The following is a 17,533-nucleotide window of genomic DNA, read 5'->3' on the forward strand; positions in this document are numbered from 1 at the left end:
ATGAGATAGCCTGTTCAGTGAATGGTGAGTGCCACAGGTGTCGTATGGCTTATCGCACCAGACGTACCGGTTACCATTACTGTCACCGTGCTGCCAGTGGACGAATTGGAACTGGAACCACAACCTGCCGTAAGTAGCAGGCCAAGCGCCAGCACGCACACTATTCCTGACCAGAGTATAAGTTTCCATCGCCTAACCATGGATTGGCGATTCCGTCTGCGGAAAGCAAATACCATACCCAGCGGAGCCAGGCCAGAGAAGGGCAACCAACCCATCATTCCAGCTGTGACGTACCCCCCGGGCGGGGCCATCGCAGATGTAGCGAGCATTAACGTAGAGCTAGCAATGCTCGATCCAGGAGTAATTGTCGTCGGCGAGAAAGAGCAAGTTACACCTGCCGGAGCAGTGCAACTCAGCGAGATCGCTCCGCTAAACCCTCCGCTCCCGCTAGCACTGACGGATATATCAGTCGACTGTCCTTGGGCTAGACTCAGACTTTGTGATGAGACGATTAATGTAAAGTCGCCTGTGGTAACGGCGCTCGCAGGTATCATCGTCGCAAACAAGCCACTGCTCAGAGTAGGTCCTCCTGCCGTGAAGTAGAGAGTATTTGGATCTCCTGTCCCACCTGCTCCAAATACCATGTCCCACAAGCCCGGGTTGGCAATCACATTGTTTGCACTGTCGGTAACTTGGCCCAGAGACTTTCCCGTGGAATCGAATGCGCTAATCGTACCGTCGCCGAAATTCCCTACCAGGATGGCATTCGAAAACGTTCCAAAGGACGCTGGTGTCGCAACCACTCCCCAGGGAGCGTTCAGCTGTCCGCCGGTCGCGAATGTCTTCACAAAGTTTCCATTCATATCAAAGATGTCCACGACACCGATCCCAGCACCGCGAACCGGACGACGCATTGTGGCATCTTGCATCGCGTATGCAACATAAACCTGATTATTGATGACGTGGACAGCGTGTGGAGCAAATCCCGGCGGAAGGTTGGGATCGGTAAACGAGCCCGAGAGTGATGTGGGCTTGAAGTTGCGGTCAAACACGTCGATTTTCCCGCTGCTGAAGTTGGCGGCCAAAAGGAAGTTGGCCGAGCCATTATTCAGCAATGCGAGGCCTTTGTAGTCCGCCCCGCTTTGGGAATTGTCGAATGCCACGACGGCGCTGTTGGTGCCAGTCCAGTTAGCGATAGTGCCATCATCGGTGTCGAAGATAAAAGCGCCTCCGTTGAAATCGGCGCTGCTGTTAGCCACGATCCCGGTCGGGCAGCCGGGGCTGCAAGGACTCACCGAAGCGCTCGGTATCGTCACCACTAATTGCTGCTTGTTGCCTTGGGCATCGTACAAGGTTGAAGTGCCGCTACGATTATTGGCAACCCAGAATGGATTACCCGGAAGAAAAGCTATTCCCCACGGGTTAATCAGTTGAGGGTCTGTTTGATTCGCCACACCGCTCGTGTTGGCCGTTAAGTTCGTTTGCTTGTAGCCGATTTGCTGAGCCAAAAGAATGGAAGGACTGCTTATCATTGTGCCCAGCGCAAGTAATAATAAAGCGACTCTACTAATCATCGGTACTCCAGTTGCATTTGTTGAGATAAGTATCGGAACAGACCGCTGTTTTGTCAGCACTTGTTGGAAGGAACTGTTTTTATCCTTGAAATGGCTGCTGCTCTCCCGCCCGGCGAGTGAGCAGCACAAGTAGTTCCAAAGTAGGCATCGCCAGAAGTTTCGACGCTTCTACTTGATTGCGGAACAACTTAGCGCGTCGCTGGCTGGGATGAGATGGGTGGAGCCCGCAGAACCGCGACGAGCTTTCGTCGCGTGCGTCGATGGCTAGACTTGTCCGACAGCAGATCTTTTTTAGACGGCTAGCGAAGAGAGCCCTTACCACTGGCCGCTGTGTGAAGCCAGAGGCCAGAAGAGACGTTTCCTATTGCGGGAACCGCTCACTTCCAGCGACGATCAAATCTTGTCTCACGCTTGCGTGATCTGCTCGTTCGAACGGATCCGTTGTCTCGATGAAAGTACAGTTCTGCTGCTGCTCGCGCGAACAATGGCAATCGTGTTGTTTGGCTGCAGGAGATCTCCGAGCAAGTTCATTCCACCATAATCATCGATGAAAGGCATTACGTTGGGCCAAGAGCGCAGCAATGAAGACGAGGGAGTTGAGAAAGTCGTCGACAGAGTCGACGGTTAGACACTGTCGAGACGGGATTTTGTCACTTTATCTGGGTGTGCATTTTTCACTATCAAAGATCAGCGGCTAAGTTGTTCGGCAATCGAGCAAAACCTCAGGTTCCTCTTGGTCCCCAACTCTGGCAGAGTGCGTGCACGCAAGAGAATGCAAGCGAGCAGACCGCACGCGAATTCCAAGGAGAATAAATGGACAGAGTAGTGAGGAATCGTAACTGGTTCTTGCCAATTACGGCGTTGACCAGCGTTCTTTTCTTGATCCCGGTACTAAGCGCGCAAAATCAATCACAGGAGCCCGTATCTAAGCAGTGGCAAATCGCCGGACAGAATCTTGGTAACACGTGGAGCCAGCCGGCAGAGCATTCAATAAGCCCTGCCACCGTCAGGAACCTCAGCCCAAAATGGGTATTCACAACCGGTGGAGATGTTTCTGCCACTCCTACCGTAGATGAGGATGCAGTCTACTTCCCGGATTGGGGCGGCAACCTGTTCGCAGTGAAGAAAGAAAGCGGCCGTCTCATCTGGTCTCGCAAGATCTCCGACTACGATGGCGTCGACGGAGCTATCTCTCGTGTTAGTCCTGCCGTGGATGGAAACCAGGTAATCATCGGGGACATTCTCAGTTCCAAAGCGGTTCACAACGGGGCGAATGTGATCGCGGTAGATAGGCAAACAGGAACCCTGCGGTGGATTACACAGGTCGAGACTCATCCGGCAGCAATCATTACTGGATCTCCGGTTATCTTCGATGGCGTTGTTTACATTGGCGTTTCTTCGAATGAAGAAACTCTGGCGACCAATCCCGCATATCCGTGTTGCAGCTTTCGCGGCAGCATAGTGGCGCTCGATGAGAAGACTGGTGTGATCCTTTGGAAGACCTTTGACATGCCCGACAACGGCGGGCGAGCGGACCAATACAGCGGTGGCGCGGTGTGGCAACCGCCGGCGATTGATCCTAAGCGCGGCACACTCTTCATCGGTACGGGAAACAACTACACCGTTCCCGCAGATGTCATCGCTTGCCAGAACGCGACTCCGACTGCGAACTGCACTGCGCCTGACGATTTCTTCGACACTGCTCTCGCGTTGGATTTAAAGACCGGGCAGGTTAAGTGGTCAAAAAAGCTGCAAAGCTTTGACACTTGGACAGTAGCCTGCATAACTTCTTCCGGTCCAAACCCGAATTGTCCTGTACCCAGCAGCCCGGATTTCGATCTCGGAGGATCAGGACCTAATCTGGTGGGCAACATTGTCGGTTTTGGTCAAAAGAGCGGCATCTTTTGGGCGCTCAATGCCGATGACGGCAACATCGTTTGGAGTACGCCAGTTGGTCCAGGCGCTTCGCTCGGAGGCATTGAGTGGGGTACCGCAACTGACGGTAAGCGCATTTATGTCGCGATCGCCAACAGCGATCATCTCCCTTACACCTTGGTGCCCTCGGGACAGCAGATTACGTGGGGAGCGTGGAGCGCACTTGATGTCGCCACTGGGAAGATCCTTTGGCAGACGGCAGATCCAATTGCCGGCAGCATTGACCGGGGTTCGGTAAGTGTTGCAAACGGGGTCATGTACGCGGGTTCTAATTCGGGACAGATGTATGCCCTCGACACGACAACTGGAAACGTCCTCTGGAATTTCGCCAGCGGAGGCACAGTCATCGATGGCCCATCTATCGTGGACGGCACCCTCTATTGGGGATCCGGGTACCGGGAAATCCTGGGAACCGGAAACAACAAAGTCTACGCGTTTGCTTTAGGCGGCGAAAAAGATCACGGCAAGCCCTCCGAGTGAGACCGATGGCGTGCATGCATTGTTTCGTCAGCTAACCGAACGATAGACCTTTCAATCACACCAACTCCAGCCGTGGCGACTCACACGACGTCTCGATGCGTGTGGGTCGCACCAGCTGCTCACCCACCAACGGTTGTCAATATCAAAGGAGAATTGCAGATGAAGTCGCTTTTGCACGTTTGCGCGAGTGCAGCATTGGCTCTAATTACGGGATCTACTTGCTTTGGGCAGCACTACACCCAAACGAATCTTGTTTCCAATACCGCTGGAGTCGCTCCCGTCACCGATCCTCAACTGATCAATCCTTGGGGTGTGTCCCGAGGCTCCGCCAGCCCATGGTGGGTTTCGGATGAAGCAACCGGGCTCAGCACTCTTTACAACGGAGCAGGCGCCAAGCAATCTCTGGTAGTCACCATCCCGCCGGCCGATCCGAATAATAAGAACACACCAACGGGTACCCCAACCGGCACCATCGCCAACGGCAGCCAAACAGATTTTTTGCTGGCCCCAGGAAAACCAGCCGCATTCATCTTTTCTACAATTGATGGCACCATTGCCGCATGGAACCCAACGGTAGCTATAGCCCAAGGAGCGGCACCGCCTTCGACACACGCTGTAACCGTGGCCAAGACCAGCGATGGTTCCAGCTACACCGGCCTGACCAGCGCTTTCGTTGATGGCAATCGCTTTCTCTACGCGGCCAATTTCGGCAAGGGACGCGTAGATGTTTATGACAGCACATTCCAGCCTGTAGCACTCTCGAAGAAGAACGCAGACGGAAATTCCTCCAATGACGATCGTACGTTTTCCGAAAAGTCTTTTGTGGATGAGACTCTGCCCGGCTCTTACGTGCCTTTCAACGTCCAAGCCATCGGCAACGATATTGTCGTTACCTACGCGCTCCATCAGGAAGGTTCCCGTTTTGAAACAGATGACCCGGGCTTAGGCTTTGTGGACGTCTACAGTTCCACAGGCCGTCTGTTACAGCGACTGGAACACGGTGATTGGCTGAACGCTCCCTGGGGTGTGGCTCTGGCTCCTCTGGATTTCGGACGCTTCAGTCACGATCTGCTCATTGGGCAATTCGCAGGTGGAGGAAACTCCGAGTCCAGTGGCTTCATTGCTGCGTACGATCTGACTACGGGTAAATTTGATGGACTGTTGCAGGATGCAAGCGGGAAGCCGCTGTCCATCAATGGCATCTGGTCCCTCAGCCCTGGGAATGTTAGTCCTGCTAACAGCGATGCGGCTGCCGCACCCGCCGCACAGATCTACTTTACCGCCGGGCCAAATCACGGTTCCGGAGGATTGTTTGGTTACTTGACCGCGGTTTCGACGGAGTTGACTGAGGGAAACTCCCAGTAATCTCGCTCGAAGTCCAGTGGAGTACGACGGGAAACGCGGCAAGTAAGAACACTGTCCGCGTTTCCTAGTCGTGTCAGGTAAACCAAAGCTCCAACGCAGAGAAAGGGAATATTTCGGCTTGAGTGTCGGTTTTGCGTAGTAGTTATGGCTAGACCGGGATAGTTCCGCTCGCAAAGGGAGCTTATTGTCGAGTCCAAGCACAGCGCAAAGGTTTTCTCGCCCGTATTACGAAGGAGAAAAGAAGTGAGTAGTGGAATCATGCCTTCGCTGTCGGTGTTGATTCGTATGACAGGTTGTCTTGCGCAAGAAGAATTAACAATTCAACATAAATCAAAACAGAAGCGACTGTATGCAGCAGCGACAATCTAGAGTTCTGCGGGCGCAGTGGTTCGACGCGACACTCCATGACATGCACCGGGACTTGCAAGCAGTCGTAGGTCTTTGTCTCTCGTCAAGCTCCATGCACATGGCTGTGTCAGACCCCGGAGTTACTAAGTGAGAGTGCATTCATAGCAACAACATTTCAACCGACAATACGTGAGGATCATGATTATAAGAGCAAGTAAGAGTATAAGCTATTCCGTCGGTATCTGCCTGATGCTGGCGCTTACAGCTGTATTCACCTTCGGGCAAGCTATAAGCGGAGATCTTGTCGGCACGATTACTGACCAGAGCGGCGCCGCCGTTCCTAACGCTACCGTCACAGCCTCGAACACAGCAACGGGAATTAAAAATACAACGCGAAGTAATGCAAGCGGAGAGTACCACTTTGCTAATCTCTCAGTGGGTATTTATGACATTTCAGCGAATAGCGCCGGATTCGCCAACTCCTTGGTGCGCAATTTCAACGTTGAACTAAACAAGACTTCTACGGCAAACCTCGTGCTGAGTGTTGCCGGAGGGGCGACAAGCGTAGAAGTCACAGACACTGCTCCGGCAATCGATACGACCACTGCGCAGGTGCAGACCACTTTCGAGCAGAAACAGACTCAGGATATCCCTGCCGCTGCGATTGGCCTGGGAGTACTCAACCTCTCGCTGCTCAGCTCAGGAGTGGCCAACACGGGCGGCATCGGCGCTGGCGAAGGGCCTTCTGTAGGAGGTCAACGGCCGCGCAACAATAACTTCACCATCGAAGGCGTCGATAACAATAACAAATCGATCACCGGACCATTAGTCTTCATTCCGAACGATGCAATTCAGAATTTTACTGTATTGCAAAATCAATTCAGCCCTGAGTTTGGCCATTCGTCTGGCGGACAGTTTAATAGTGTCGTTGTTAACGGCACTAACACTTTTCACGGTCGCCTCTACGAATACTTTCAGAATCGTAATTTGGATGCAATCGACGCCGCCACGGCCAGAAACGGAAATACCTCAAATCCACGATACGATCAAAATCGTCTCGGCTTCCAGATTGGCGGGCCGGTCATTAAGAACAAGGTCTTCTTCTTTTCTAACTTTGAATACAATCCTGTCGCCAATGGCATTTCGTCGCAGGTTTGCGCGCCAACGGCGGCCGGATATGCAACCCTAGCCGGCATTCCTACTGTCTCGAAAAACAACCTCCAGGTACTTCAGAAGTTCCTTCCTGCCGGCACCGTTCCTGACGCGAATAACGTCGCTTGTGCCGGCAACACGGAACCGATTACGTCAGGTACGGGCACGGTGAACGTACCGGTCGCGCTGTTTCCTATTACGGGAAGCACCTTCACCAATCAGTATTACTCGACCAACAGCATGGACTGGAACATCTCCGACAAGGATCAGGTTCGCGGCCGTTATGTATACAACAAACTCGATGGTCTTGACGCCGCTGCCGGCCTCCCGGCGTTCTTCCAGACCGAGCCGCAACGCTTTCACCTTTTTACTTTGAGCGAATTTCACACGTTCACTCCCAACCTCACCAACGAGTTTCGTCTGGGTTACAACCGTTTCTCCCAGATCATTCCTGCCGGAAACTTCTTATTTCCTGGCCTGGACCAATTCCCTAATATCACTATCGATTCTTTGACTGCGAACATAGGGCCGGATCCCAACGCACCCCAGAGTACGGTACAGAACACTTATCAAGCGGTTGAGAATTTGAGCTGGGTGAAGGGAAAGCACAACTTCAAATTCGGAGTTGAAGGTCGTAAATACATCTCGCCTCAGTCGTTCACACAGCGCCAGAGAGGTGACTACGAATATGGCAGCCTCGATGTTTTCCTGCGCGATCTGAGTCCAGACCAGTTCGGTGAGCGCAGCACCGGAAACTTCTTTTACTATGGCGATCAAAGCGCGATTTACGCCTATGGCAACGACACATGGCGCGTGACCAAGAATCTTTCTCTGAATTTAGGACTGCGTTACGAATTTACGTCGGTGCCCACAGGCGAGAGGACGCAGGCCTTGAATTCCGCCGCCAGTGTCCCAGGACTAATCAACTTCCAAGAGCCACAACCGCAGTATGGCAACTTCGCTCCCCGTCTTGGCTTTGCCTATTCGCCCGGCGATAGTGGGAATACCTCCATCCGGGGCGGTTTTGGTATCGCCTACGACGTACTCTACGACAACTTAGGTACCCTCTCGTTCCCGCCCCAGTTCAGCGGCACGCAGGATGTAAATACGAACGTATCTTCCCCAAATTTTCTGGCTAATGGTGGTTTGCCGCCTGGCACAGGAGGGCTGCAGACGTTTCCTACCGTCCAGGCACAGCGCGCCGGTACTGCCGCATTCGTTCCCAACCAGCAACTGCCGTACTCTGAGGAGTGGAACCTGGGCATTCAACATGTTTTTGGTAAGTCCTACACCGTTGAAGTCCGATACCTGGGAAGTCGGGGCATTCACCTTCCAGTTCAAGACCGCATCAATCGTCAAGCCGTGGTTGGACCGGACAATTTTCTTCCCACGTTCAATGATCCCGCCACGGTTCCGTCTCAGGCACAGCTAAACACAATGAAGACCCTCGACCAGGTGCAGGCATTCAGGTCCAGCTTTGTGCCTGGGTTTGAGGCGGCGGGTTTTAGCAGTAACATCACGGCGTTCGAGCCCTTTGGGAGTTCGATCTACCATGGCTTGGCCACGTCGGTCAGCCGTCGCTTCGAGCACGGCTTGGAATTCAATGTGGCGTACACCTGGAGTCATCTGATCGACGACAGCACCGCGGACGTGTTTTCCACTGTGCTCACACCGCGCCGTCCGCAAGACGGCCAGAATGTCGCGGCGGATCGAAGTACTTCGGCCCTCGACCGCAGGCAACGGCTCACCATCAGCACGATCTACGATCTCCCGTTCTTCAAGCAATCCAACTGGCTTATGAAAAATGTCGTCGGCAACTGGGAGATCGCGCCCATCTATACCTTTGAATCTCCGGAATACGCAACGGTCCAGAGCGCAACGGACGCCAATCTGGCGGGTGACACTTTCACCGATCGTGCGATATTTAATCCCCTGGGCGTATCCGGGGTTGGAAGCGGCGTGAGTCCCCTGACGAACTCACAGGGCCAGGTCGTGGCTTATGTCGCGAATAACCCCAACGCTCAATACATAGTGGCAGGTGTCGGTGCGTTGACCAATACATCGAGAAATACTCTCGCGCTGCCGCGTACTAATAACTGGGACCTGTCGCTTGTGAAGCGCGTTAGTTTCAACGATAGGATGTCCTTTGAGTTTCTAGCCCAAGCCTTCAACGTGTTCAATCACTCTCAATATCTACCCGGCTCCATTAATCAAATCAATGCCGTAAGCCTGATTGGCAAGCCGCTGGACTTTACGACTACTGCCACTCGCAACTTTCTGACGCCAAGTTCGCCGACGTTCGACAAACCAAATCTGGTCTTTCCAAACAACGCTCGGACTATGCAGCTTGGAGCGAAATTCATTTTCTGACCTTTGCCATTGAAATATTCCTGGGGGACCCATAGGCGGCTCCCCCAATCTTCCGCATTTCGGATTGTCCTTGTCGGCGTCAATCTGAACGCTGGCGTTCGTCGTATGTTTCCTGCAACGAGTATCGCCGACGGCCCTCTCGGACGGGCGGTTTGTCCGTGACAAATGCGGCCATTTGGCGATCCCCAACGACAAAAAAGCTTCGAGTGTGCTCCCGGAACTGCTTCAAGTAGCGGGCGCTCGATTATGCGCCGGTACGGATGAATAGCTGATTGGATTCAGAAACTCGCGTTGCTGCGGGACAGGGCTACCTTGGCTGTCGAGTCGAGGTGTGACCCAGAACGTTTACGGCAAGAGCTCGTGGGAAGAGCGGTGGAAGCGGTGACGCGCGCTGTGGAAGCGGTTTCCGCTGCCGCTCAGATCGCAGAGAAGGATGCCAAACCGGATCAGCGTGAGTCTTTCAGCGACAAGTGGCTGCCCCTGTGGGTGCCCCTAGCAAGAAGCTAAAATTGGCAAGTTGTTGAAAGTATTTGGTCGGCCCTAGCGGACGATTTTAGAACTTTCACTTTCCTATCCATGGCTGTAGAGGGCTTCGAGGAGCTCACAGATCGGAATGGCTGGTGAGGAGGGGACTTACTTATCACTCATCATCAGAGCCGAAGGCCTGCTCAGCACTCAATCGTTTGTGTCTACGCTCCAAGAAGTCATGCGGCACGAGCCCGCGCTTTAGCATCTCTAGATAGTTGCCGCCGGTCGCGGTGCTTGGTGCGGTCACTGCGCCTAAGAGATTGGCTCCACAGGTCCGCATTCTTCTTGTGGAACGATTCTCATTTCTGGTGTTGCGATTCTCCAAAAGGAGAACGCAGCACTGTGAATGTTCTAGGAGAACGACATGGATACCAGGGATGAAAAACCAGTTTCTCTGACCCGCGAGCAACTTTATGCAGAGCTTCGTCGGCTCGACTGGGCAAAAGGGCTGAGCGAGGAAACGTTTGCGGCGATCACGAACACGGCGCAGTGGGTCGAATTTCGCACTGGCGACGTGGTCATTGAAGTCGAATCAGAGATTACCCACGTGTGCTTCCTTATCACGGGCCGAATGCAAGGAACGCTCTACGATTTGTTGGGCAAAGAGATTCAGAAGGATACTTTTGTCCGAGGTTCTGTCATCGGATTGTTTGCCGTCGGCTTATCCGACCGCTCTCACGTGCAAGTCGAGGCTACTGAGCCTTCGACGGCCATACGATTGACGCTATCGGACCTGCTTCAACTCGCCGCCAAGCATGCAGACTTTCAACTCGCCATGTTCGGCTTGGCAGCCAATATATTCAAACGATACGTGATGGATATCGACCGTTCCCGCCCGAAGCCATCCGTCGTGGGTATTGTTCATCACTCCGAGGCGAGCCGTCCGCTTGTTAGTCGATTGGCGCGTCGGCTTCGAGACCTGAACGAGTCTCCTTGTATTGCCGGCGACGACGAGCGCTGGAAACCGGATGAAGATATCCCCTTTATGTTGCTGGTTGGAGACGACGAGCGACAGAGCATTCTTAAAGAGTGGGCCTCGCATAGGCGGCTACTGGTGGATGTTCGCGCCGACCATTCACCCGAGGCCATGAGGCGGTTCTTCAGTTATATCGACATAGCGCTTTGGTGTGTTCGGCCGCAAGATACGCAGGCGGCCGTACATCTCCTGCAAGAGCTGGAGAACAGCGTACCCAAATGGCGAGACAAGATCCGGATTGTGTGGCTTCTCGACGCCGACACCCCAATCGCTCCGTTTGTGCCGGAGTTGTATGAACTCGCCGAACGAGATTTCAAGCTCACGCTTGACGCTCCGGGAGCAAACCAGGGCAGTCTACTGCAGCACGGATTCGACCGCATCGTTCACCATTTGCGCGGCGTCCAGATTGGTTTGGCACTGGGAGGTGGCGCAGCTCGCGGCATGGCTCATCTTGGGGTACTCAAAGCCCTGGAGCAGCAGGGCATATACATCGACATGCTGGCGGGTACGAGCGCTGGGGCGCTGACGGGAGTTATGTACGCAGCTGGCTTAGATCCTGATTATGCTGCCCGTTGTTTCAAGACCGATTTGCAACCGTCGTGGTTCTTTCGACAGCTGCCCGCTGGCGGTTACTGGTATTTGCTTTACAAGTACAGACGAAACCAGTTCGATCCCATGCTGCGGAAATACCTAGATCGAGCCAGGCTGGAGCAACTGACTCTTCCCATGTTTGCAGTCTCCGTCGATCTCGTCGAAGGAGCACCGCTGGTGCGCGAGCGTGGCGATGCGACCATCGCCGTCCTGGAGAGTATCAACCTTCCTCCCCTTTCGCTTCCTATCGTTCGCTCAGGCGAAGCGTTGGTGGATGGCGGGTTGCTCAACAACATTCCCGCCAACGTGCTGGTAGCCAAGGGATGCAACTTTGTCATCGCATCGAGTGTCACAGCCAAGCTGGAGAAAGACTTTATAGAAATCCGCTCCAAGGGGCGTTCGCGCAGCAATCGTTTCTTCTCAAGCATTCAAGTGATCATGCGACAGAACATGATCCAAGGCTACAACATGAACTCCGTTGGGATACAGCCGGCAGACTTTGTGGTCGCGCCCGATGTGACCTCGTTTGATATATCGGAATTCACTCGGGTCGATGAAATGGCGCTGATCGGGGAAATGACGACCAATGCAACCATCGCAAAGCTGCGCAAGATGCTGAGTAACCTTGATTCTAAACTCTTCGAGAGTTCAGCAGCTCCATCTAGTGTGACGAGCGATGGTGACGTAAGCGGGACTAGATACCCTCACCAAGCCGCATGATGAACAGCGACTCGATTTCATCAAGACGACGGTTTGTTGGAGGATCCGTCTTTCTCATTTCCGGCCGCAAGGGCTGTGCTCCGCAAATATTACGTGTCGCTCTGAAAATGAATGAAGTTTTCGCTAAAGTTGCGGACTAGTGCCGAATGCCATGCGAGTGGTGGTGATGCGATGATTGGAACCCGATGCGCGAATTCTTCAAGGGAATCTGGGCTGCGGTTGTTGTTCTCGGCAATTTGGTTCGTGATGGAATCCAGTTTCTGAGGTCATGTGTCTCCTCCCGAACTTCTCTGGTCGCCGAGAATCTGTTCCTGCGCAAGCAATTATCCTTTTATCAAGAGCATCAGATCAGACCTCGGCGGCTCACGGATTCCGCTCGCGTGGCTTTGGTCTTCTGGTCCAGATTATTCCAGTGGCGGTCCGCTCTCCTCATCGTCAAACCTGCGACCTTGATCGGCTGGCACCGCAAGGCGTTCAGGCTCTTGTGGAAATGGAAATCCCGACCCGGCCGCCCGCCCTTGCCAAAGGACCTCCGCCAACTCATTGCTGAAATGGTCTGTGACAATCCCACCTGGGGCCAGGAGCGCATCGCCGATGAACTCTGGCTGAAACTCGGCATCCGAGTCTCGCCGCGAACGGTGCGAGCATACTGGCCGGGAGACGGTCCATCGATTCCGCCGCGAGCACGATCGCAGACTTGGAACACTTTTGTGCGAAACCACGCTCAGGTGCTGCTGGCCTGTGACTTCTTCGTAGCGGTGACAGTGCGGTTCCGCATCCTTTATGTATTGGTGGTGATGGAGATCGGTTCCCGCCGCGTGGTTCGCATCAGTGTGACTGAACACCCCACCGCCGAGTGGACGATGCAACAGCTGCGGGAGGCGAGCGAGCACTCCTACCGATTTCTGATCCACGATCGACATGCAACCTTCTCCACTGAACTGGATGAAACGGTTCGGAACTTGGGGATCTCGGTTCTGAAGAGTCCAGTTCGAACCCCGACAGCAAATGCATTCTGTGAACGACTGATTGGAACGGTATGTCGCGAGTGTCTCGATTACATGATTCCAATCAACGAGCGCCATCTTCGCCAAATTGTTCGTGCGTGGGTCTCACATTACAATCGCGGACGACCTCACTCCAGCTTAGGGCCGGGAATACCCGATCAGCTCCAGGCATGTCCGCCTCATCGCGCACACGGGCACCGACTGGCAGTAGGAGAAGCTGTTACACGGATTCCTGTTTTGGGCGGGCTGCATCATGAATACAAGCTGAATCATGCGGCTGCATAGCGTCAACGTAGTTTTTGCGGAGGACAGCCCGACAGCCTCGGCGGTTCGCACCCAGTTCGAACCCTGAATCGTGAAGTAGATGTAGGCGTTGGGGTCGGTCTCCCAGCCTTTGCACTTGAGCACCCAGCCCGGCTGGCCACCGCCGCCGGCGTTGCCGCCGCGCGGGACGGAGTCGCCGAACGTGCCGTTGGGGTACTGCGGGTACTCCTCCAGGTAGCCGACGCGCTCGAGCCGCTCCTGGTCGCGGAGCTTGACGCGGCAGAGATTCAGCACTGCTTCCTGCATGGACATGAACACCCTCTGGCCCTTGCCAGTCTTCTCACGCTGCATGAGAGCGGCGAGGATGCCGATCAAGAGGTGCATGCCGGTGTTGCTGTCGCCGAGCGCGGCACCGCTGACCGTCGGCGGGCCGTCCCAGAAGCCCGTCGTCGAGGCGTTGCCACGGCGCACTGGGCGACGTTCTCGTACGACTTGACGTCGGTGAAGGGCGAGCCATCGGGGAAGCCCTTGACCACGCCGAGGATCAGGCGCGGGTTGAGCTCATGGATATGCTCCCAGGTGAAGCCCTGGCGGTCGAGCGCGCCCGGCGCCATGTTTTCGATCATCACGTCGGAGCGGCGGATCAGACCCTCCAGGATCGCCTTACCTTCGGGCGTCTTGGTGTTGATCTCGAGCGACCGCTTGTTGCTGTTCACCATGGTGAAGTACAGCGCGTCCGCGTTCGGGATGTCGCGCAACTGGATTCGGGTGTTGTCTCCGGTGTGCATGCGCTCGACTTTCAGGACGTCGGCGCCCAACCACGCCATTAACTGCGAACACGCCGGTCCGGACTGCACGCCGGTGTAGTCGATAACTTTGATTCCTTCAAGAGGTAAATTCACGATCACAATCTCCTTGTGCTTGCTTAGTTCTCACCGAGCCGCATCTGTACATTCGCACGCTGTTCTAAATTCGGGAATGTGAGCAACGGCTAGCTCACAGTGATTAAGCTGGAGACGACGTCATCTCCTTCACTCGTGACACCTAGGCATGAAGACGGTCATGGTGAGTGGGCACAAGGACTACTCTTGTGCACATTCAGGAATCCCGATCTGGTACGCGGCGCGAGGCCCGTTGAATTCAGCGCAGACCAAACCGGATCAGAGGCACACACGGAAAGCTAGTGCGCTACCACGGAAGTAAAAACCGATCGTGCCCACCAACGACTACTCCGAGCGCGGTTCCACGAAGTGGTGTGCCGAAAGTAAGCCACCCCCCTGCGACTTCGGCAGCGCGGGCTCACATAGGACGCGGAGTGGGCGCTCCTGTTGACAGATTTGACCAGCTGAAATGAAGAGAGTTCGCCAGCTCAAATTCACTGGTGTCCGCGGAACAGTGAATTAACAGTGAATTTATCCGCGAATTGATCAGTGAATTTTTTTTCAAAGGGATGCGAGCAACGGACAGCTTGCGCAACCGCCTGCTGCGTCAAGGATTATCGGAAATCTGCGATTCTTACCCGCCACCAGAACAGTGAAGAACAGTGAATGATCAGTGAATTCTGAAATTCCTCGTCCGTTGCTCGCACCAAAGTCCGATGATTGCGACGCGCAACCTCCTCGAGGCCTGCGGGTTCCAAAATGAAATTTTCGTTGACCTGGAATCTTGACTCGTGGTACCACCGAACTATGTTCGGTGCTGAGGGATGGCCTCTCCGGACACGACAATCAGGACTCTCCAGAAAGCGTTCTTCGTCACCTGCGAACGCAACATGACCATAACGCAGGACGACATTCCAAACGGGCGACTTATCTGCCAATTCGGCATTGCGCAAGTTCGGCCAGCCGAGTTCGTGATCTCAGAACCCCCTGCGGTAGCGGGCGGGTGCCTTTGATGTTGCGGATAGGCGGCTGCCTTAGGCGGGTGCCTTACCCAAAAACTTGCCGCCTGCTTAGAAGATAGATGATCATCGCGCCGCCAATCGGAAGACCAATGAGAGTGCGCCAGTCATGGCCGACGAACGCATTGATGGCATCGCCAGCAGGTTCACACTGAGAATCGCGCGCACCATGATGTAGCCCCAGCGAGCGCAACGCCACAAACCGAAAGCGCTGTGGCACGCACAATGCGACTACCACCATCAGGAGCACGGCCCACAACCCAAGCACCGCCAATCCCTCATGCGCGCGAGGATTCACTCGCGATAGCGAATCCAGGAAGCTGCCGGGAAACAGAAACATGAAGGCAGAAAGCTGTCATTTTGATTTTGTCGCCGTTTTCCCTCGCGTCCGCCCTTCGTTTTGGCTTGAGGTCTTGGCTTCCTACTCGTCTTACACCTTCGGTAACGCCGGGAATCACACTTCAGCCTTGCGGCTGGGAGCAGCAACGGAAAACAATCATCTATTATGCGTGGACTGGCAAGTCTCGTCTTGGTTGCCGGCATTATGCTCGCCATCTACTGCTTCTATTTCAAGCAGATGCCCACAACCAATCCCGGCACAGCGCCGACCCAAGCCATCAACCTTACCGGTGTGCGCATGGATCTGCTGCGCATTGCGCAGTGCTGCGCCTGACCATCGAGCCGGACGGCAGCGTGTCGATGTACGTGCTGCAGTCGAGTGACATGGATGCCCCGGATCTCGCCACTCAGGTGGTGAGTCGCGTCAAGACGATCAATTTCCGCGGTAAGGACGGCGTGCAGGCTGTGACGATCACATACCCGATAGACTCCCTGCCGGCGACGTGATGACGGTGCAAGACGAAATGCAAACTAGGAGATTAGGAATCATCTGATTAGCTAAATTTTTCGACGCGATTCTGACAAAGGCAAGGCAATCGAAAGATGGCTGCGCAAAGTCACCGGTCTAATGGGCTCCGGGGGCCCTATGACGGCGGGACCGCCGGAATCCAGTCCACTGCGTGGACTGCCTCGGTCCCACCCGCCGACGAATTGCTTGGTAGTGGGAACGAGGGCGTACATGACTTCCAGCGGCGCAATTCGTGTGAGGGGCTACGGCTGGATCAAGATCCTGCTGTTCACCTGCGCAGTGTCGCTGCTGACCGCCGTCCCAGCGCGGGCGCAGTCCGTCGGCGGTTGTGTCGCCAATTTCGGCGGCGTGATAGATGGCTTTGTCAACCCTGCTCCTCCCTCGCAGATCAACATCGACGGCAATTGCACGATCCGGAATTTTCCGGCGTCCAACCCGCTGACCAGCAACATCAGCTTCGTTGGCACCCTCAGGGGGGTGCTGGTCATCTTCGACAACGTCGTTTACACGGGCAACATGTCTTGCGACGCCGTTCACCAAAACAAGCTCTGGTTCGTCAACGGCTCGTCTAGCACGCTCAAGCAGAGCTGCCAGAACCTGCTGATCCCCGTTGAGAAGATCGAGAAGGCGAATCCGCCGGGCCCGCCCTTCGTCACAGTCGGCGTCCCCTTCACTTGGAAGCTGACGATCCCGGTCTTGTTCGACCCGGCCACCGGCACGGTCGTCGACTTCCAAGGGTCACCGAACGATCTGCACAGCATCAAGGTCATCGACGACCTCAACGCCACGGGCGTGGACCTCACATACGTGAGCCACACCATCACCTGGCTCGACAACGGCACGCCGGTGCCGCACACGTTCACCAACGTCGGCAACGTGCTCACGTTCGACAACATCCCCATCGTTACGGCTGGTCGACAGTTCATCATCAACCTCACGGTCGTCCTGAACAACACCCCGGTGAACGCCCCGGGGAAGCAGTTCATCAACACCGCCAACTGGCAGTTCGGGCGGCTCATCGACGGCGTGTTCTATCAGCCCCTGCCGGGCGAGTCGGGTGTCACGCCACCGTTGACCATTGCCGCACCCAATCTTGTACTGACCAAAACGGGACCAGCGACGATGAGCCCCGGGCAGTTAGGGCAGTTTGGTCTTGACGTCCAGAATACCGGCGCGAGCGACGCATGGAACGCCACGATCCTTGATCGGCTCCCCAGCGGTCCGAGCGGCGGTATGTGCAACACGACACCCCAGGTGCTCAGCGCACAGGTCTTCCAGGCGGATGGAGTCACTCCGGTTGTCGGCAAGGGGCCTCTGGTTGCGGGTACCGATTTTTCGCTCAACTACAGCAAGCCCACCTGCGAGCTCACGCTAACCATGCTCACGGCGGCCGCCACCATCAGCCAGAACCAGCGTTTGATCATCAATTACCGAACCCAGCTCGACGCGAACAGT

Annotated in this window: 12 protein-coding genes and 1 riboswitch; of the genes, 7 read left to right on the top strand and 5 right to left on the bottom strand. The window is 55.0% G+C overall.

Annotated features, from left to right (window positions below; all coding sequences use genetic code 11):
- Window positions 1–14: 14 nt before the first annotated feature.
- A complete protein-coding gene (locus tag VNX88_03715) occupies window positions 15–1,574 on the bottom strand; it encodes a TIGR03118 family protein (GenBank protein ID HWY67744.1) in 1,560 nt (519 codons plus the stop codon).
- A gap of 813 nt (window positions 1,575–2,387) precedes the next feature.
- Between VNX88_03715 and VNX88_03720 the strand changes: the two genes are divergently transcribed.
- From VNX88_03720 to VNX88_03735, 4 genes are all read left to right on the top strand, one after another.
- Window positions 2,388–3,989, top strand: coding sequence for a PQQ-binding-like beta-propeller repeat protein (locus tag VNX88_03720; GenBank protein ID HWY67745.1), 1,602 nt, complete (start codon window positions 2,388–2,390; stop codon window positions 3,987–3,989).
- A 159-nt stretch (window positions 3,990–4,148) separates the two neighbouring features.
- Window positions 4,149–5,354, top strand: coding sequence for a TIGR03118 family protein (locus tag VNX88_03725; protein HWY67746.1), 1,206 nt, complete (start codon window positions 4,149–4,151; stop codon window positions 5,352–5,354).
- A gap of 546 nt (window positions 5,355–5,900) precedes the next feature.
- Window positions 5,901–9,224, top strand: a complete 3,324-nt coding sequence (locus VNX88_03730; protein ID HWY67747.1) for a carboxypeptidase regulatory-like domain-containing protein — start codon at window positions 5,901–5,903, stop codon at window positions 9,222–9,224.
- A gap of 892 nt (window positions 9,225–10,116) precedes the next feature.
- Window positions 10,117–12,039, top strand: coding sequence for a patatin-like phospholipase family protein (locus tag VNX88_03735; protein HWY67748.1), 1,923 nt, complete (start codon window positions 10,117–10,119; stop codon window positions 12,037–12,039).
- Between the two features lie 404 nt (window positions 12,040–12,443).
- On the opposite strand, the gene VNX88_03740 is transcribed toward VNX88_03735, so the two are convergent.
- From VNX88_03740 to VNX88_03755, 4 genes are all read right to left on the bottom strand, one after another.
- On the bottom strand, window positions 12,444–12,962 hold the full coding sequence (locus tag VNX88_03740) for a hypothetical protein (protein ID HWY67749.1): 519 nt from the start codon (window positions 12,960–12,962) through the stop codon (window positions 12,444–12,446).
- 222 nt (window positions 12,963–13,184) lie between these two features.
- Complete coding sequence (locus VNX88_03745) at window positions 13,185–13,781, bottom strand: CoA transferase (GenBank protein ID HWY67750.1); 597 nt, start codon at window positions 13,779–13,781, stop codon at window positions 13,185–13,187.
- Complete coding sequence (locus VNX88_03750) at window positions 13,682–14,212, bottom strand: CoA transferase (protein ID HWY67751.1); 531 nt, start codon at window positions 14,210–14,212, stop codon at window positions 13,682–13,684. Before VNX88_03750 ends, VNX88_03745 begins: the two co-directional genes overlap by 100 nt.
- Window positions 14,213–15,238: 1,026 nt before the next feature.
- Window positions 15,239–15,550 carry a hypothetical protein gene (locus VNX88_03755; GenBank protein ID HWY67752.1) on the bottom strand — a complete coding sequence of 104 codons (312 nt, stop codon included), beginning with the start codon at window positions 15,548–15,550 and terminating at the stop codon, window positions 15,239–15,241.
- A 165-nt stretch (window positions 15,551–15,715) separates the two neighbouring features.
- Between VNX88_03755 and VNX88_03760 the strand changes: the two genes are divergently transcribed.
- The 3 genes from VNX88_03760 to VNX88_03770 all read left to right on the top strand — a co-directional run.
- Entirely contained in the window at window positions 15,716–15,883 is a 168-nt protein-coding gene (locus tag VNX88_03760) for a hypothetical protein (protein HWY67753.1), read from the top strand.
- Window positions 15,871–16,056, top strand: coding sequence for a hypothetical protein (locus VNX88_03765; protein ID HWY67754.1), 186 nt, complete (start codon window positions 15,871–15,873; stop codon window positions 16,054–16,056). The genes VNX88_03760 and VNX88_03765 overlap by 13 nt, the downstream gene beginning before the upstream one ends.
- A 69-nt stretch (window positions 16,057–16,125) precedes the next feature.
- Window positions 16,126–16,215, top strand: a riboswitch (cyclic di-GMP riboswitch).
- Window positions 16,216–16,288: 73 nt separating this feature from the next.
- Window positions 16,289–17,533 (top strand): hypothetical protein (locus VNX88_03770; protein HWY67755.1); only part of this gene is annotated, 1,245 nt, incomplete at its 3' end.

The organism is Terriglobales bacterium, from assembly GCA_035567895.1.
In the GTDB taxonomy this organism is placed as follows: Bacteria; Acidobacteriota; Terriglobia; order Terriglobales; family Acidobacteriaceae; genus Gp1-AA112.